A 17,153-nucleotide genomic window follows, 5' to 3' on the forward strand; every position below is an offset into this window, starting at 1 on the left:
GTCGTCGCCACGCGTGGTAGGGAGTTGCGATGATCGGTCGCCGTCGCGTCGTCGTCCTGAGTGTCTCCGTCGCGTGCGTGGCGGGAGTCGCCGTCGTACCACCGACCCTCGCGGCAGCGGAGCAGGCGCCGCGGGCGACCGCGTTGCGGTGGGCCCCCTGCGCCGACGAGGCGCTGGCGGACGGCGGGTTCGAGTGCGCCTCGATGAAGGTGCCCCAGGACCGGCGCAGGCCCGCCGGCCCGACGTTCACGCTGGCCCTGGTGCGGCATCGGGCGAGTGGTACGTCGGAGGAGCGGATCGGCTCGCTGATCTACAACCCCGGGGGCCCCGGCGGTTCGGGCCTGGACACGATCGCGGGCAACTGGGACCGGCTGCCGGACGTGGTGAAGCAGCGCTTCGACCTGGTGTCGTGGGACCCGCGCGGGGTCAACCAGTCCAGCCCCTCCCTGGCGAAGGAGGGCTGCCGGACGGCCTGGCCCCAGCGGCCCCTGACCGGCCCGGTGGACTGGGCGGCGGTGACTCGCCGCTTCATCACCGACCTCGGGGCCGTCAACCGCCAGTGCGAACGGAAGGTCGGTGCGGCCCTCGAGCACATGGGCACGATGGAGGCGGTGGCGGATCTCGACCGGATCCGCGCCGCGGTCGGTGACGAGAAGCTGACGTACTGGGGGCTGAGCTATGGCACTCGGATCGGCTACGTCTACGCGCTGCGCTACCCCGACCGGGTCCGCGCCATCGTGCTGGACGGTTCCATCGACCCGGCCTCGACGGCACTGAGCCTGACCGAGGGAGGCGTCGGGCCGGACCAGGCGTACGGGTCCTTCGCCGACGTCTACCCGGAGTCGAACCGTCGCTGGCTGCGGGTCATGTCGGTGCTCAACAGGCGCACCGTGAAGCTTGCCGACGGCCAGGTCCTCGACCGGTCCGTCGCGCTCGACTTCGTGTACGGCTTCATCGCCCAGCAGAGCGCCTACCCGGTGGTGGCGACCTTCGTGGACGCCTGGCACGCGGCGATCTTCGGCACGGGCGCGGCGCAGCAGGAGGGCCGGGAGGCCGGGGCGCAGGCGGTGGAGTTCCAGCGAGCTCTGCCCAACAGCAACGCCGGCGGTGTCTTCTCGGTGGTCAACTGCCTGGACTACGCCGACCGCCCGTCGACGGCACAGGTCATCGCCGCGGTCCGCCAGACGAAGCGCTGGGCGCCGCGGTACGGGGCCGCGTTGGCGCTGATGTTCGGCGCGGGGTGCTCCGGGCTGAGCGTGAAGCCGGACCCGATCCCGGTCATGACCGGGGCCGGTTCGTCGCTGCCGGTCCTCATCCTCGGGTCGTCCCGGGACGGGTCGACCGTCGTGCAGTGGACCGCGCGGATGTCGCGCGCGTTCCCCCGGTCCCGCACCGTGACGTACGCCGGCGGCCAGCACGTGACGTGGGGCTACGCCGGGTCCGAGTGCGTGAACGAGGTCGCGAACGCCTACGTCCTCGACCTCACTCTGCCGCCCACCGACCGGGCCTGCCCGAACTCGCTGGAGGTCGCGCAGTAGCCGAGCAGGGGGCTGTTCCCCTGGTGCGTGCGGGTCTACCCTGCCGAAGTCGCCGTCGATGGGCGACGGCCGGCGCCCCAGGGGTAGACCATGCGCGGACTCACGACACCGATCCTGCTGACCCTGACCGGCGCCCTCGCGGGCTTCGTCGCCGCCGGCGCTCTCGTCACCGGATCCCCGCCGACGATCGCCACCGTGCAGCAGGTGGCGGCCTCCGCACCGCAGGCGACCGCGTCGACGTACCGCGCCTGCGCGAACAAGAAGACCGGTGCGATGCGGCTGCTCGTCGGCGGCGCGAAGAAGTGTCGGGCGGCCGAGGTGGCGCTGCAGTGGAACCTCCGCGGACCGGCCGGGCCGACGGGGAGCCCGGGTCTGGCCGGGGCGGCAGGTCCGGCCGGACCCCAGGGCCCGGCCGGCGAGCCAGGACCCGCGGGGCCGGCCGGGCCGGCGGGGCCGGCAGGCCCGGCGGGTGTCTCCGGCTACCAGATCGTCACCGAGTCCAAGCCCTGGGCCGCCGGTACCACCTCCGCCTGGGGCAGCGCCACGGCGACCTGTCCCACCGGGATGCGAGCCGTCGGCGGGGGTGGGTCGTTCTACACGTCCAGCGGCGTCTGGATCAACACCAGTGCCGCCAGCGTCTCGTCGTCGGGCCCGACCGACGGCGGGGCCGGCTGGCTCACGTCCTACAGCGTGACCTCGACCGTGGCGACGGCCGGGTTCCGCGCCTACGCCGTCTGCGTCAACGCGACGTAGTACCCCGTCGGACGACGCCACCCCGCCGGAGCAGGGCTGGACGGCCCGGCTCTCCCGCGGTGGGTGGGCCGGCCCCGTCGCCCGTCAGACGGTTGCGGTCAGCCGGCTGTCGTCAGACGGCGAGCAGGGTGGGGCTGGGTGCGGGGTGGGTGGGGCCGAGTTGGGTGCCGTCGGGGCGCAGGGTGGTCAGGTCGTCCTCGGGGTTGCCGGTGAGTTGGTAGCCGCCTTCGTGGACGAGGTGGTGGCAGTGGGTGCAGAGGCATGCCATCTGGGATACGTCGGTGGGTCCGCCGTCGGCCCAGTGGTGCAGGTGGTGGGGTTGGCAGCGGTCGGCGGGCATGCCGCAGCCGGCGAAGCGGCAGCCGCCGTCGCGTAGCAGGAGGTAGCGGCGTTGGTCGCGGGTGGCGATGCGTCGGGTGCGGCCCAGGTCGGTCACCACGCTGTCAGCGTTGAGCAGCAGGCGGCGGATCTCGGCGTCGCCGCAGGCCAGCCGCCGGGCCTGGGCCGCGGTGATGCCGGCGGGCTGGTGTCCGTTGCCGAGCAGGACCGGGGCGTGGGACCGGGCCCGGTCGGGCGGTTGTCGGTCGGTCGGCGCGGGCGGCTGGGGTCCGAGGTTGCCGGGCGGGCTGCCGCCGGCGTGACCGGTGGGGTGGTGGTCGGCTGAGCCGCCGGCCGGGGCGAAGGCGTGGCCGAGGTCGGTGGCGGGGACGATGACGAGGATCTGCGGGGGGACGCCGTCGATCGCGGGGACCGCGTTGCTGGCGGCGGCGACCTCGACCAGGTGGCACAGGGCGTCGACGAGCAGGGCGGGCCGGCCGGGGCGGGGCGCCCCGGTGTCCGCGCTGTCCTCCTTGCGCTGGTGGGCGGCGACGGCTTCGCAGCGGCGCTTGAGCAGCCGTCCTTCGGCCAGCGGCAGGGAGCCTTGGAACAGCACGCTGCCGCCCAGTTCGGTGAAGACCAGGTGCCGGTCCTCCCACGCGGAGTTCTCGTCCTCCAGAGCGGTGTCGGGGTCGATGGCGTCGCACCAGCGGGCCAGCTCCTTGGCGAACCGGGACGGGCCGGTGGCCCCGGCGACGGCGGCGAAGGCGTCGGCGACGGACGGGAACGCCTCGCGGCGGCGCCGCCGCCGCGGCCCGGGCCCCTCCAGCGCGGAGGCCAGCAGCGTGAGGTGCCGCACCCGGATGTCCCCGGCGGCGAAGCCCGGCGCGAACTCGGGCCGCTGCTCGCACTGGCGTGCCGCGGTCAGCCGCGCGGTCACCTCCCCGCGGGAGGCCCCGGACCGCCGGGCCAGCCAGGTCGCGGCCGAGCGGGCCCCGTCGTGGGCCCACAGCGCGGAGGTCTCGACCCGGCGCTCCATACCGGCCAGCACCGCCTCGGCCCGGGCGACCAGCTGCGCCAGCACCACCGCCGCGTCCGCGGCCAGCACCGCCGGGACGTCATCCGGGCCGGCCTGGCCCAGCGTGGTGATGTCGGTGCGCAGCCGGTCCAGCGTCTGCGCGAACTGCTGCGGTGTCACGATCCCCCCGTCCGAACAACTGTACGAAGCCTACTCCCGGCCTCCCGCGAGCGCAACCCCCGAAGCAAGGAAAGTCGTTGCGGCGCAGAAGGTCCCTGGCGTTCGAGTCAGCGTTCGGCGGTGCCAGACGACCCCGAGCGGCCCGTTCGGCCGTCGGGCCCTGGCGCCGAGTGATATCGAAGTGATATCACCTTGCTGTCGGTCGAGTCCCGTGCCGGCCATCGCCGGCCGGACCGATAGGAGGTGGCGTCATGACCGTGGAACGCGTCGTCAAGGTCCGCAACGGCTGGGTGATGCTGGTCGTCGACCTGCTGGCCCTGGTCCTGGGGGTCGGGCTGATCGTGTGGGGTGCGGTGATGCTCGCCTCCGCGGCGACGTCCGAGACCGGGTCGGCTGCGGCCGGCGGCTGGGTGCTCGGTTCCGGGGTCGTCGTCGTGGTCGTCGCGGGGATCCTGATGGCGGGCTTCTTCTCGTTGCAGCCCAACGAGGCGCGGGTGCTGGTGTTGTTCGGTCGCTACGTGGGAACCGTCCGGGCCGCCGGCTTCCACTGGGGAAACCCGTTCTACTCCAACGCAGAAGCCGGCGCCCCCCAGCAGCAGGAGGAGACGAAGGAGAAGGGCCAGAAGGCGAAGTGGCCCAGTCGGTTCAAGGTCTCCTTGCGAGCGCGCACGCTGCTGGGCGACAAGCTCAAGGTCAACGACCAGCGCGGCAACCCGGTCGAGATCGCAGCCATGGTCGTGTGGCGCGTGCACGACACCGCCCAGGCCGTCTTCGACGTCGAGAGCTTCCCGACGTACGTCGTGACGCAGGCGGAGACCGCGCTGCGGCACGTGGCCACCGCGTACCCGTACGACCAGGGTGACGACCCCGAGGCCGACCTGGTGACCCTGCGCGGCAACCCGGACGAGGTGTCCGCGGCGCTGCGGCAGGACCTGGCCGCGCGTCTCGCCGTCGCCGGGGTGGTGGTGGAGGACGCGCGACTGACGCACCTCGCGTACGCGCCCGAGATCGCGCAGGCCATGCTGCGGCGCCAGCAGGCGGAGGCCGTCATCGCCGCCCGTCGCAAGATCGTGACGGGCGCGGTCAGCATGGTCGAGATGGCACTCGGCGAGCTGACCCAGGCTCACGTCGTCGATCTGGACGACGAGCGCAAGGCCGCGATGGTCAGCAACCTCATGGTTGTGCTGTGCGGGGAGTCGGACGTCACGCCGGTCCTCAACACCGGGACGCTCTACACCTGATGCCTCCGCGCAAGCAGTACCCGCTCCGGCTCGATCCCGCGCTGTGGGTCGAGCTGGAGCGCTGGGCCGCCGACGACCTGCGCAGCGTCAACGGACTGATCGAGTACCTGCTGCGAGATGCCGTACGGCGCCGTCGTACGGGGCCGTACGAGGGTCCGTCCGCCACCGGGGACGATCCCCCGCCCGCCGGACGTGCCGGACGTCCTTGAGTCGACAGGCACCGGAGGTGGTGACACGGTGGGGAGACGGAGGGACTCGAGGAGGTCGTCATGTCCGATGCCGGACGCGTGGTCATCGTGGGAGCGGGACTAGCCGGAGCCAAGACCGCCGAGGCGTTGCGCGAGCGGGGATTCGACGGCGGGATCACTCTCGTGGGGGACGAGCCGCACCGCCCCTACGAGCGCCCGCCGCTGTCGAAGCGCTACCTGCAGGGCAAGGACGACCGGGACAGCGTGTTCGTCCATCCGGAGTCGTGGTACGACGAGCAGGGGATCGACCTGCGTCGGGACACCGAAGCGGTACGGCTGGATCCCGGCTCCCGCGAGATCGAGCTCGCCGGCGGCGAGGTGCTGCGCTTCGATGACGCCGTCCTCGCCACTGGGTCACGCCCGCGGTTGTTGGACCTGCCCGGTGCCGACCTGGACGGAGTGCTGACGCTACGCCGGCTCGAGGACAGCGACCGGCTCAAGGACGTTCTGGCGCAGGGCGGCCGACTCGCCGTCATCGGTGGCGGCTGGATCGGACTGGAGGCAGCCGCGGCGGCCCGCGAGGCAGGTCGTGACGTGTCCGTCCTGGAGGCCGCGAGCCTCCCGCTGCTGCGGGTGCTCGGTCCGGAGATGGCGAGCGTCTTCACCGACCTGCACCGCCGCCATGGCGTGGACCTGCGGACCGACGTCCGCATCGACGCGCTGGAGGGCCAGGAGCGGGTTCAGGGGGTCGCTCTCTCCGACGGCACCCGGGTCGCCGCCAACCACGTGCTGGTCGGCGTCGGCGTCGTGCCGAACACCGAGGTCGCGGAGCGGGCCGGGCTGCGCGTCGAGGACGGGATCGTCGTGGACGAGCACCTGCGGACCGAGTCCCCGCATGTCTATGCGGTCGGGGACGTGGCGCGCGCCTGGCACCCGCTACTCGGCCGGCTCGTCCGGGTCGAGCACTGGGCGAACGCCCTCAACCAGCCCGCGGTCGCCGCGGCCAACATCCTCGGTGAGCCCGCCGTCTACGAGCGCCAGCCGTACTTCTACACCGACCAGTACGACCTGGGGATGGAGTACGTCGGGTACGTCGAGCCGGGCGACTACGACGAGGTCGTGGTGCGCGGGGACCTCGACGCGCTGGAGTTCATCGCCTTCTGGCTGAAGGACTCTCGGGTCAGGGCCGCGATGAACGTCAACGTCTGGGACGCGGGCGACTCGATCCGCGCGCTGCTCGCAGGCCCGCCCGTGGATCGCGACCGGTTGGCCGACCCCGCGACCCCGCTCTGACGGAGGCCGCCGCGTCGCTGGTACTAGCCCGCCACGCGGATGAGCTTCTTGTTCAGGAACTCCTCGATGCCCAACGTGCCCAGTTCCCGGCCGAAGCCCGAGCTCTTGGTCCCACCGAACGGCATGTCGACACTGTCGAGTCCGACACCGTTGACGAAGACCATGCCCGTGTCGAGCGCGTCGGCGACGCGGCGGGCCTGCTCGGGATCGGTCGTGAACACGTACGAGCCGAGCCCGAACGAGGTGTCGTTGGCCAGCGCGACGGCCTCCGCCTCGTCCCGGACGCGGTAGAGCTGAGCGACGGGGCCGAAGAGCTCCTCGCGGTAGACAGGGTTGTCCGGCGTCAGGTCGGTCAGGACGCCCGGGGGGAAGTGCGCACCATCGGGACTGCCGTCCGTACGCAGCACTGCCCCGTGCTCGACCGCCCGAGCGACCTGCTCGCCGAGGGTCCTGGCCGCGCGATCGGACGACAGCGGGGCGCCGGAGTAGCTCTGCCGCAGCGCTTCGTAGAACCTCTCCGAGAACTCGTCGTACAGGTCCGCGGCGATGAGGAACCGCTTGCCTGCGTTGCATGCCTGGCCGGTGTTCTCCAGCCGGGCCGCCACCGCTGCGGAGACCGTCGCGTCGAGGTCATCGGTGCTCAGGACGATGAAGGGATCCGAGCCGCCGAGCTCGAGAACCACCTTCTTCAGATACTTCCCGGCCAGGGCTGCGACCGCGGAACCGGCGCGCTCGGACCCGGTCAGGGACACGCCCCGGACGTACGGGCTGGCGATGATCGACTCGATCTGGTCGACGGTGGCGAACAGGTTGGTGTAGACGCCGTCCGGGGCGCCAGCGTCGCGGAAGATGGCCTCCACGGCGAGCGCGGACTCGGGGCACTGCGGCGCGTGCTTGAGCAGAATGGTGTTGCCGACCAGGACATTCGGTCCGGCGAAGCGAGCGATCTGGTAGTAGGGGTAGTTCCACGGCATGATGCCCAGCAGGGCTCCGACGGAACAGGGCCGGATGACTGCGGAGCCGTCGCCCTCGGCTACGTCGATCGGCCGGTCCGCCAGCATCGCCTCGCCGTGGTCGGCGTAGTAGGCGTAGATGGCCGCGCTGAACTCCACCTCGCCCACCGCGTCGGCGGTCGGCTTGCCCATCTCTCGCGTGATCGTGCGCGCGAGCTCGTCGGCACGCTCGAGGTGGAGCTCCCCGACCCGGCGGACCACGGCGGCGCGCTCGGCCACCGGCAGTGCCGCCCAGGCCGGATGAGCCTGGTGAGTCCGAAGGACGGCCTCGGTGACCTCCGCGTCCGTGGCCGAGGGGTAGGTGGCCAGGGTCTCCCCGGTACGCGGGTCGACGACGGCGAAGATGTCCATGGGTCTCCTCGGGCGCGGGCGGCAGTTCGGCGACAGGTGGCGGCGGGTGGTGCCACCACTACTACCTCACCCGGACGTCGTCGGTGTCCGGGGTAGCGAAACTGGCGGGGCCAGCGACGAGGAAGGTCCTAGTCCGCGCGCGCCCGAGCCCGGGCGACGCGGGTCGCGCAGAGGATCGCGACGACCGCGACCACGGCCGAGATCGCGACCACGCGGTTGACGTCGACGGCCGGGACCCAGGCGACCTTTCCGTTCTTGATCACGAAGGCGCCGGTCGGGCGGGCGGCCAGACCCAGGCCACCACCCTCCCCCTCCTGGCCCTCCTTGTCCGTGCCGGTGCCGCCCCCGCCGCCGCCCATGACCGACGCGGCGGTGATCACCGTGATGCCGTCCTGCTGGTACGCCTCGGCATACACGCGGCTGCCGGTGAGCGAGTCGTGCGCCTGCTGCAACAGTTCCTGGTACTTCATGGCGTCCTCTCGGATTCGACCGTGGCTACTGGTCCAGCGCGCCGGACAGGGTGGCGCCCCAGGCCTGCGCCCGCTCGATCTCGCCGGGCTCGAGCGGGCCCTTCATGTCGGCGACGAGGAAGTGCTCGGCGGGGGCCACCCTGTGGCCCCCCAGCCTGGCGAGGGCCTTCTCGATGCTGGTCGACGCGTGGTCGAACCGGACGACTGCCTTCGGATGCGACCCCCGGGTGTCGTAGGCAGCTGTGCGCACACCGGCGTCGACGGACAACAGGTCGAGCCACTCCCGGACCCCGATCCCCTGACTGACCAGGGGCCCGTCCGCCTTCTCCGCGGCGTCCTTGCGGGTCGACGGTCGGGGCAAGCTCCAGGCGTGGTTCGGCGAACCGACCACGAGCAGAGACACGTCGCTCCCGATGTGCTGGGGCGCTACCCCGACTTCCACGGCCTCGGCGTCCCTCCCCGCCGCCACGAGGCCGGCTGCGATCGCCCGCGCCACCTGCTGGTTGTCCCCGAACATCGACTCGTACACCACGAGCGCTCTCACAGCGTCCGACGCTATGCGGTGTCGCGCGGTGCTGGACACGGTCCGAGGTCCTCGACGACGTCGAAGTGCGGACGCGGTTCCACGCGATCCACGAGGGAATCGAGAGTCTGCGACTGGACCTGGAGCGGAGGTTCCGCGGCCGACCGGCCACCGAGCGGTTCGAGGAGATGACCGTTGAGGAGTTGCACGACCTGGCATCCGAGCGGCTGATCGAGGGTCGGTCGTCGATGAACAAGGCGGAACTCATCGCCGCCCTTCGCGCACGCTGATCCACGCCGACGGGACGACGCGGTAGGGGGCTGCCGGCCAGAACGCGGTCCCCTGCCGCTGCCGGGCGGCAAGGGCGACGGCTACGGCTCGCTGCGCCGCACGACGACCACCGGGCACGGGGCGTGGTGGACGCAGTACGTGGCCACCGAGCCGAGGTGCATGCCGGGCAGTTCACCGTGTCCCTGGGCACCGACCACCAGCAGTTCTGCGCCCTTGGCGGCCGCGGTGAGCGCGATCGCCGGGCGCACCTGCGCGGTCGATACCCGGAGGGGCACGTCGGTCCCGCCCGGCAGTGCCTTCTCGACGGTGAGTTCGAGCATCTCGCGCGCGTCCCGCTCGTAGTCCGCTCCGGTGTAGGTCGGAGTGACGAAGATCGTCCAAGGGATGCTGAACGCCGTGATCACACGCACCTCGGCGCCGATGAGCCGAGCGTGATCCACGGCCCACTGCAGGGCGAGGATGCTGAGGTCGGACCCGTCCGCTCCTACGACGATGAACGGCTTGTCTGTCATCACGCGCCTCCTCGAGGTCGCTGACACCTCCAGTCTGCGCCCGTCCCAGCGACCGCGTCGACGGGCGCAGGTCCCTATCCGGGCGGCGTCGGTGCGTCACATGGCGGTGCCGAGCGGCGCGGCGGGGCGAGGCAGAATGGCCGGGCGGCGAGGTGGACCGACCGGGTTCGCCCCACGACGACGGACAGGTGCACCGCGGATGACCACGCCCGACAGCCCCGACCGGCCCGAGGGCCCGATCCCCCCGTCTGCGCCACCGCCGGGGCAGCCGGGATCATCGCCGTCTCCCGCGGCCGACGCGTCGTCGTCGCTGCCCCCGCTCCCGCCGCCCGGCGGAACGCCGGTGCCGAAGGGCATGGCGATCTCACCCAAGGCCCTGGTTGCGGCGACGGCGATCCCGCTGTCGGTCGGCGCCCTCGCGATCGGGCTCCTGGTCGGCTACCTGTGGGGTCACGCCACGGCGAGCCCGTCGACGCCGGCGGCCGCCGCGACCGTGACGGTGGCCCCCGTCCCCGAGGCCGCCGCCACGACGCCCGAGTCGGAACCGACCCCGCAGGAGACCTTCTCCGCCGCAGATACCTCACCGTTCACGGCCGCTGCGCCCCGCAACGTCAACGAGTACGGCGCCGTCGTCCTGACCACGAACCCGCAGGCGCCGCTGGCGGACGTCTTCATCGACTTCCAGTGCCCGTACTGCAAGGCCCTGGAGGACTCGTTCGCCGAGCCGTGGTCGGGCCTGGTCGCCGACGGGAAGTGGCAGATCGCCTACACGACCCTCGCCTTCCTGGGCGAGCCGTCCGTGCGCGCCGCGAACGCGGCCGCGTGCGTGGTCGACGAGGCCGGACCGGAGGCGTGGGCCGAGTTCGCTGCGCAGGTGTACGCGATCCAGGACCCCGCTGAGCCGCCGACCCAGTTCGACAACGCGACGCTGGTGAAGCTGGCCACGAAGGCGGGTGCTCCCGGCGCGGCCGAGTGCATCAACTCCGGGGCCTTCAACGACTACGTCACCGAGGCCACGCAGCGCGGTTTCGCGCGCGGCGTGGGGGGCACCCCCACCGTCCTGGTCGACGAGGTCCAGGTGTCCCCGAGCCAGATCTCGTAGTCACCCGCCCGCGCGGGTGGTCGCGCCGGCACCCGCCGGCGTACCCGACGATGAACCCGGCGCCGCCGGGACGGGAATGGCGCGGAAGCCGCGCACGATCAGCCACACCGCGAGCACCATCTCCTGCAGGCCGATCGGGGCGGCCAGCGCTGCCTGCACGGCGACGTCGAGGTTGACGCCGCCCATCTCCAGCAGCCCGCGCAGCAGGATCAGCGCGGCTCCGGCCAGCCCCCACAGGGACAGCCACACCGGCACCAGCCGGCCGCGGTACAGCAGTGCGTACAGCAGGAGACCGCCGACCCCGAGCATCACCAGGGAGCCCACCAGGTAGGCCTGCTCGCGCACGGCCAGGGACACGTCGAACGCGCTGATGTCGGCCAGGTCCGACTCGGGTAGTCCGCGCACGCTGGCGACGGACACCAGTGCCGCCAGGCTGGCGGCCAGGAGCACCCCTGCCTCGAGGGTCCGCGCCACCACGTAGCCCATCGCCATGCCCTCGTGGACCCGGCGCAGGACCGGGAACAGCAGTGCCGCGATACCTCCGACGGAGGCCACGAGCACCAGCTCCAGGAGGATGCCCGCGACCACGGGCGCATCGCCTCCGGTGGCGACGTCGAGGGCGCCGCCCGACTCCGTGATGGGCTGGATGAGGCTGCCGCCGAGGATCGCCGTCACGCTGGCGACGATGAAGAGGATCCCGACGACCCGCGCGGTGGTCCGGTCGCTCACCATGCGTCCTCCCGGGAACGAAGGCCGGATGTGCCCCCCAGCCAACCCGCAGCCGCCGCGGAGGCCCAGAGGAAGAGGTCCCGCATGCCTGCGGCGACCTTCGACCCGTGCGCCCGGCAGGGTCGCGGGCGGACACTGGGCGCGGGCGGGGGCCGACCCCGGTGCACTGCCGGAGCGCCGGTCGCTGCCATGTCGTACGGAGGCAGCATGAGCAACGGCGGCAACACGTCCGTGGCCGCGGGCGGCGGTGCGATCTACGGCCTGGGCATCTTCGGCAGCCTGGTCTACTTCTGGCAGCAGGCGGACGGCTTCTGGGAGTACCTGCTCGCGATCGTGCAGGGGCTGCTCTGGCCCGCGTGGATGGTCTACTACGCGTTCGCGGCGCTCGGCGCCTCCTGACCGACGGGTCCGTCGCGGCTCCGGCGGGTGATCTCCGCGGTCGTCGGCAGTGCGGGGACGCCGGGCGGTGGCCCAGATGAGAACGAGCGCGGCCGCGGTTGATCCGGGGCCTCGCGCCCCCATCACCGAAACCGCTGCTACGGGCCGCCTCCGGAGCCGGGTTGCAGCGGTTTCGGTGCACGCTGCTGGCGTCGGCGGGCCCAGACGAACGCGCCGGCCGACAGGAAGGACACGACCGCGCCGGACCAGCTCTGCGCGTCGAGGCCGTCCATCATGGCGACCTGCTGCATCCGGCCGATCTCCTCGACCCTCCCCACCGGGACCGCGTAGATGGCCGCCTCCTCCTCGGACGCCGCTCCGTCGCGGAGGTCCTCGGCGATGTCCGCGGCCTGGCCCGGCTCGAGCCCGGCCGCGTCGAACTGGCCCGCCAGCGAGGTGGTGAAGGCCGTGTAGACGAACGAGGACACGATCGCGATGCCGATCACCAGGCCGATGTTGATGGCGGCGCTGCGGAACGCCGCCGCGCTGCCCTCCTCGCCCGGAGGTGCCGAGTCCATGATCGCGTTGGTCAGCGGCACCCCGGCCGCGACCGTGAACATGCTGTAGAGGCAGGTGACGACGATCGCCCACCACAACGGCGAGTCGACGTTGACCGCCACCGCCAGTGCGAGCGACACCCCGGTGCCGCACAGTAGGGCCGCGCCGCTGAAGGTGATCCCCCGGCGCTGCACCATCCGGCCAGCGGCACGGGCGCCCACGACCGCGCACAGCTGGGCCGGAACCATCGCCATCGCCGTCCAGAACACGTTGAGCCCGAACACGTACTCGAACGCGAGGGTCATGTAGTACCAGAGCTGGGTGAAGCACCACAGCGCGACGACGACGAGCAGCAGGACCACGCCACCGCGCCGCAGGGCCGCCAGCGACAGCGACGGTGACGGCAGCCGTCGGAAGGCCCAGACGAGCAGGGCGATCCCCACCGCGGCGACGCCGAGTCGGACCACGGTCGCGACCGACACCGAGCCGTCGACGTGCATGTTCGAGATCGCCTGCACGACCGCCAGGCAGACCACTCCGGCCAGCAACGGCGTGAGCAGCTCCCGGCGTGGTCCCCCGTCGCCGGCGGGGATGAGCCGCAGCGACGCGACGACCGCGGCGACCGCCGCGAGCGCCCAGATCCCGGCGACCGCCCGCCAGGTGACCATCTCGAGCAGGACGCCGGCGAGCACCGGGAGGACGAGGTACACCGCGGGGCTGACCATCGTGAACGTGGCGAAGGCGCTGGCGCGCGCGCCCTCGTCGTGGATGCGCGCACCGATGACGCTCAGCGCCACGACGGCGAGGACGGTGGTGCCGGCCGCCTCGAGCGCAAGGCCCACGATCACGACGGGGTAGGTCGGCGCCACCATCACGACCAGGTTCCCGACGGCCATCACGACTCCGCCGATGACCATCGTGCGGCGCTCGCCCAGCCAGGCCCCGAGCACCCCCGCCACGAACAGCACGAGCAACGAGGCGATGTTCGGCACCTGCCGGAGGAGGGACGACGTCCCTTCCTCGGAGTCGAAGGTCGCCATCATCGGGCCGACGACGTAGTTGTACGTGGCCGGGATGACGCAGGTCGCGCCGACGGCGACGCAGACGCCGAGGACCAGCATCCGCTGGTCGTGGTCGAGCCGGACCCGCTCCGGGGACTCCGGCGCCGTGGACCCCGTCCCCGATCTCATCGGCGCCCCCACCGGTCGGACTGGCTGCCCGAGAGACGTTCCCGCGGCGGTCAGGCCCGGAACGCCGTCACCGCCACGGTAGGCGTAGTGACGCGGCCCGCGGATGGGCCGTCTGGCACCCCTCCGACGCCGCGCTCGTGGCCCGCGTACGGGCGCCGGGGTTACGCCAGCCCATGGTGCGTGAGCAGCGCCTCGGCCAGGTCGGGTCCTGCGTCGGTGAGGTCGGCGGGCTCGAGCCAGATGGCGTCCGGTCCGGCGAGGAGCTGCAGCAGGCCGACGCGGTCCCGCACCGGAGGCAGCAGCCGGGCCCGCAGCTCCAGGTCGTCCCGGTCGGAGTCCACGACCGTGACCCGCTCCGCCAGCATGTCCACGGCCCACCGACGGTCGTGCGGGACCACCAGGTGCACCTCGGTCTCCCGCCGGTGCTCGGCGATCCGAGCGTCCACGTCCTCCGGCAGGTCGAAGTCGTCGTCGAGGACCTCGTACCCGCGGATCAGCGACACCAGGTAGGTGCGCGGGCTGCCCTCCTCGTCCAGCGGGCCGGCGTCCAGCTCGAAGCCGCGCCGGGTCGACACGACGCGGTACGGGTCGACCACCCGCCGGACGATGCCGGGAACCCAGAACCGCTCGTACTCCAGCGCCACCCGCTGCCGTCGTCGGGCGGCGTCACGCAGGTCCGCGGCGGTCATGGATCCGTACGGCGTGCCGGCCTCCATGCCGGCGAGGACGGTCCGCTCCAGCGTCTCGACCGCGGCGGCGAGGTCGGCGTTCGCCGGCTCCAGCGCGAGCAGCTCGGCGGCGGCCCGGTGGAGCGGTCCGAGGGTCGTGGCGGTGAAGTACTCCAGCCCCAGGTCCGCCAGCGGCTCCTCGGAGTCCAGCCGCACGATCTCCGCGGCCGCCACGTCGGCGTCGGACCCGTCGCTGCCGAGGAACGACAGCGCGACGTTGCGGTGGTCCAGCAGGACGGTCTGCGACACCACGTCCGCGACGAAGAAGGCCAGCAGCTCCTCGCGCAGCACGTCCTCGGGGACGTCCAGCTCCCGGGCCAGGGTGGCCAGCGGCAGGCCGTCCGGGTGGTTGGCCAGCACGTCGAGGGCGCGCGGGATGCGGGCGAAGCGCTGGGCGTACCTGCCGACGGTCATCGCCGCCCTCCCTCGGCCACGGCGCGCAGGTCGGCCCGCACCTCGTCGCGCAGCGACTGCGGCCCGGTGAGCCGGACCCGGGTGCCGAGCTGGTACAGCCGGGAGCGGAACGCGGCCCGGTTCGTCACCGGGATGGTGAGCTCGACCTCGCCCGCCTCGCCTCCCGGCCGCACGTACGTCGCCTGGCCGAGCATCTGCTCCACCCGGTCGCGGTACGGCCGCGCCGTGACGACGGTCGCGTCCACCGGGGGATCCACTTGCCAGCTGACCGGGTCCAGTCGGGGGCGCGCGGGTGGGGCCGCGGGGACGGCCGCGGTGCCCGGCGCGTCGATGCGTACGTCCTGCATCCGCGCCACGGCGAACACCTTGTCCTGCGTGTCGTCGTCCTCGCGGGCGGTGAGGTACCAGCCGGACTGGGTGGAGTAGACCTTCGTGGGGTGTGCCACCCGCCGCTTCCCCTTGTAGGAGAAGCGGATGAGGCAGTGCCGTGCGGCGGCCCGCCGGGCCAGCTCCAGCTGCTCGCTGCCCGCGGCGGCGGACACCGCCTGGAAGTCTCCCTCGCCCGCCGGTGCCCCTGGCGTCTCGACGAAGTCGTCGACGAGGTCCGCGAGCTCGGCCGCCCGCGCGGCCCGCAGCAGTTCGGCCCGCTGCCGCGGGGTGAACTCCACCCGCAGCCGATTGTCGACGGCGGTGAGGACGTAGCGCGCGTCCTCGCCCTGGGCCGCGACGTTGCGGATCAGCCAGCCGAGCTCCTCGAGCTGGCGCAGGTCCCGGCGCAGCTGGTCCAGCCGGTCCTGCTCGGCCTCGGCGCCGTAGCGGACCACCTCGAGCAGGCGGGTCGCCGGCACCGGCTGGCCGTCGGCGCGGGACAGCACAAAGAGCAGGCTGGTGAGCCGTTCCATCGGGGCCCGCTGGTCCCGTCCCGATGCCGCCGCCACGTCGTCCCCTCACGTCCTCCGTCGCCTGGACCCATGATCCCCGCGAGACACCACAACGGGCCGGGATTCGCGGTCCCCGGCGGGCCCCTTCTGGTGTCTCGCGGGGATCTTCGCAGGCGGCGCGTGCCACCGGGATGCTGCGGTACGGCCTCCAGGAGTTCCAGGGACAACGGCCTGACCAAGATCCTCGCAAGATCGCAGTGGTGGCGGGAAGTCGGGGCTCCGGGGCGCCGCTACTGCGATCTCGCGGGGCAGCCTGGCGACGGGGTGGACACCCGCGGCCGGCAGGTCGCCCGCGTCACCGGGTCGGCGTGACGCCCGGACTCACCACGTGGGGATCGGGCGGAACGGTGCGGGCGTCGCGGTCGCCGTCTCGTACGCCAGCGACACCAGGCCCATCCGGTTGGTGGCGCGGGAGGCCGGGTCGAGCGTGACGTACCGCATGCTGATCGGGAAGGCCAGCACCTGGGAGGCCGGGTAGGCCGGAGCCAGTGCGGCCCGCAGCACCACGCCGGCCTGCGCCACCGGGTCCCACACGTTGCGGAACGCCGGGGTCACCGTCAGCACGGCACCAGTGGCCAGGGCGGCACCGGCGTAGACACCGCCTCCCGGCCCCTGCACGAAGGTGACGCGGTCGACCGGGGCTATGACGAGGAACGGCGAGGGCGGGGCGAGAGCGCGCACCACCCCGTGCAGGGCCGGCAGTGCGACCTCGTCGAGGACCTCCTCGCGACGAGCCACCGGGGTGGTCGGGTCGATCCCGAGGTGGCGCGTGAGCAGCGCCTCGCGGGCAACCCACAGCGGGTCTGCCGGCAGGATCTGGCCCGAGGCCCACGCGTTCAGGCTCGCGATCGCGGCGTTCGCCCAGCCGACCGCGGTTCCCATCGCGGCCTCGACGACCGCCACCAGACCCGCGGTCGACGGATCGGGGACATCCGGATCCGTTGGCTCCCACACGAAGTAGCCGTCCAGGCGGCCGATCGTCCCGCTCCCCACGACAGGGTCGTTGGGGACCAGTGCCTCATCGGTCTTGAACGCCGTGACGGCGGCACCGGTCCCGGCGTCGAACTGCCCGGTCTGAGGGCACGCGTAGCCGAGGTCGACCAGCGACTGCTGCACCAGCGACACGGCGTCGGCGTGGGTGTCCCCCGCCATCAGCCGGTAGCCGGCGTCGGCGCACGCGACCAGGGTGGCGTTGCCCCCGAAGCGACGAGAACTCAGTGGCATGACGCCTCCCGAGCGGGCACGGCCGACCGCTGCAGGACAACGGCGTCCGACCGCGTGCACGGACGCGGTTCGCGGTGTCGACGGCGGTGCTCCTCCAGCGGTCACTGTTCCACCGCGGGGTCCCGGCGTCCAGAGGCCGAGCCGTGCTGCTGGCGGGTGACCGGGTCTTGACGCGCCGGGTCGACGGGTGGAGCGTGAGT

The 17,153-nt window shown here is 72.8% G+C and carries 18 protein-coding genes; 8 read left to right on the forward strand and 10 right to left on the reverse strand.

Annotated features, from left to right (window positions below; all coding sequences use genetic code 11):
* Positions 1–29 precede the first annotated feature (29 nt).
* Complete coding sequence (locus tag R2737_00005) at positions 30–1,538, forward strand: alpha/beta fold hydrolase (protein MEZ5114618.1); 1,509 nt, start codon at positions 30–32, stop codon at positions 1,536–1,538.
* Between the two features lie 90 nt (positions 1,539–1,628).
* Entirely contained in the window at positions 1,629–2,291 is a 663-nt protein-coding gene (locus R2737_00010; GenBank protein ID MEZ5114619.1) for a hypothetical protein, read from the forward strand.
* A gap of 112 nt (positions 2,292–2,403) precedes the next feature.
* Here the strand turns inward: R2737_00010 and R2737_00015 are convergent, their stop codons facing one another.
* A complete protein-coding gene (locus R2737_00015) occupies positions 2,404–3,807 on the reverse strand; it encodes a DUF222 domain-containing protein (GenBank protein MEZ5114620.1) in 1,404 nt (467 codons plus the stop codon).
* A gap of 251 nt (positions 3,808–4,058) precedes the next feature.
* Here R2737_00015 and R2737_00020 point away from each other — a divergent pair, with 251 nt between their 5' ends.
* Genes R2737_00020 through R2737_00030 form a run of 3 tightly spaced genes read left to right on the forward strand, consistent with a single transcriptional unit; the run spans position 4,059 to position 6,529 of the window.
* Entirely contained in the window at positions 4,059–5,048 is a 990-nt protein-coding gene (locus tag R2737_00020; protein MEZ5114621.1) for an SPFH domain-containing protein, read from the forward strand.
* Positions 5,048–5,257 carry a PTS ascorbate transporter subunit IIC gene (locus R2737_00025; protein MEZ5114622.1) on the forward strand — a complete coding sequence of 70 codons (210 nt, stop codon included), beginning with the start codon at positions 5,048–5,050 and terminating at the stop codon, positions 5,255–5,257. The genes R2737_00020 and R2737_00025 overlap by 1 nt, the downstream gene beginning before the upstream one ends.
* Positions 5,258–5,317: 60 nt before the next feature.
* Positions 5,318–6,529 carry an FAD-dependent oxidoreductase gene (locus R2737_00030; protein MEZ5114623.1) on the forward strand — a complete coding sequence of 404 codons (1,212 nt, stop codon included), beginning with the start codon at positions 5,318–5,320 and terminating at the stop codon, positions 6,527–6,529.
* A gap of 23 nt (positions 6,530–6,552) precedes the next feature.
* Here the strand turns inward: R2737_00030 and R2737_00035 are convergent, their stop codons facing one another.
* From R2737_00035 to R2737_00045, 3 genes are all read right to left on the reverse strand, one after another.
* Positions 6,553–7,893: an NAD-dependent succinate-semialdehyde dehydrogenase gene (locus R2737_00035; protein ID MEZ5114624.1), complete on the reverse strand. Its 1,341-nt coding sequence runs from the start codon at positions 7,891–7,893 to the stop codon at positions 6,553–6,555.
* A 128-nt stretch (positions 7,894–8,021) separates the two neighbouring features.
* Entirely contained in the window at positions 8,022–8,363 is a 342-nt protein-coding gene (locus tag R2737_00040; protein ID MEZ5114625.1) for a hypothetical protein, read from the reverse strand.
* Between the two features lie 25 nt (positions 8,364–8,388).
* The gene (locus R2737_00045; GenBank protein ID MEZ5114626.1) at positions 8,389–8,907 is read right to left on the reverse strand and encodes a hypothetical protein; all 519 of its coding nucleotides are present in this window, start codon (positions 8,905–8,907) and stop codon (positions 8,389–8,391) included.
* A gap of 65 nt (positions 8,908–8,972) precedes the next feature.
* Between R2737_00045 and R2737_00050 the strand changes: the two genes are divergently transcribed.
* Positions 8,973–9,176 (forward strand): Rho termination factor N-terminal domain-containing protein, encoded by a 204-nt coding sequence (locus R2737_00050; GenBank protein MEZ5114627.1) that lies wholly within the window; start codon positions 8,973–8,975, stop codon positions 9,174–9,176.
* 81 nt (positions 9,177–9,257) lie between these two features.
* Here the strand turns inward: R2737_00050 and R2737_00055 are convergent, their stop codons facing one another.
* Positions 9,258–9,689 (reverse strand): universal stress protein, encoded by a 432-nt coding sequence (locus R2737_00055; protein ID MEZ5114628.1) that lies wholly within the window; start codon positions 9,687–9,689, stop codon positions 9,258–9,260.
* Between the two features lie 343 nt (positions 9,690–10,032).
* Here R2737_00055 and R2737_00060 point away from each other — a divergent pair, with 343 nt between their 5' ends.
* Positions 10,033–10,791 carry a thioredoxin domain-containing protein gene (locus tag R2737_00060; GenBank protein MEZ5114629.1) on the forward strand — a complete coding sequence of 253 codons (759 nt, stop codon included), beginning with the start codon at positions 10,033–10,035 and terminating at the stop codon, positions 10,789–10,791.
* Here the strand turns inward: R2737_00060 and R2737_00065 are convergent, their stop codons facing one another.
* Entirely contained in the window at positions 10,792–11,520 is a 729-nt protein-coding gene (locus R2737_00065) for a DUF4386 domain-containing protein (GenBank protein MEZ5114630.1), read from the reverse strand.
* 207 nt (positions 11,521–11,727) lie between these two features.
* On the opposite strand from R2737_00065, the gene R2737_00070 reads away from it, so the two are divergent.
* Positions 11,728–11,919, forward strand: coding sequence for a hypothetical protein (locus R2737_00070; GenBank protein ID MEZ5114631.1), 192 nt, complete (start codon positions 11,728–11,730; stop codon positions 11,917–11,919).
* Positions 11,920–12,056: 137 nt separating this feature from the next.
* Here the strand turns inward: R2737_00070 and R2737_00075 are convergent, their stop codons facing one another.
* The 4 genes from R2737_00075 to R2737_00090 all read right to left on the reverse strand — a co-directional run bounded on the left by R2737_00075 (position 12,057) and on the right by R2737_00090 (position 16,953).
* Positions 12,057–13,646: an MFS transporter gene (locus tag R2737_00075; protein MEZ5114632.1), complete on the reverse strand. Its 1,590-nt coding sequence runs from the start codon at positions 13,644–13,646 to the stop codon at positions 12,057–12,059.
* Positions 13,647–13,807: 161 nt separating this feature from the next.
* Positions 13,808–14,788: a WYL domain-containing protein gene (locus tag R2737_00080; GenBank protein MEZ5114633.1), complete on the reverse strand. Its 981-nt coding sequence runs from the start codon at positions 14,786–14,788 to the stop codon at positions 13,808–13,810.
* Positions 14,785–15,726 (reverse strand): WYL domain-containing protein, encoded by a 942-nt coding sequence (locus R2737_00085; protein MEZ5114634.1) that lies wholly within the window; start codon positions 15,724–15,726, stop codon positions 14,785–14,787. Before R2737_00085 ends, R2737_00080 begins: the two co-directional genes overlap by 4 nt.
* Before the next feature lie 324 nt (positions 15,727–16,050).
* A complete protein-coding gene (locus R2737_00090) occupies positions 16,051–16,953 on the reverse strand; it encodes a hypothetical protein (protein MEZ5114635.1) in 903 nt (300 codons plus the stop codon).
* Between the last annotated feature and the right edge of the window lie 200 nt (positions 16,954–17,153).

The organism is Candidatus Nanopelagicales bacterium (assembly GCA_041393815.1).
Lineage (GTDB): Bacteria > Actinomycetota > Actinomycetes > S36-B12 > JAWKJK01 > JAWKJK01.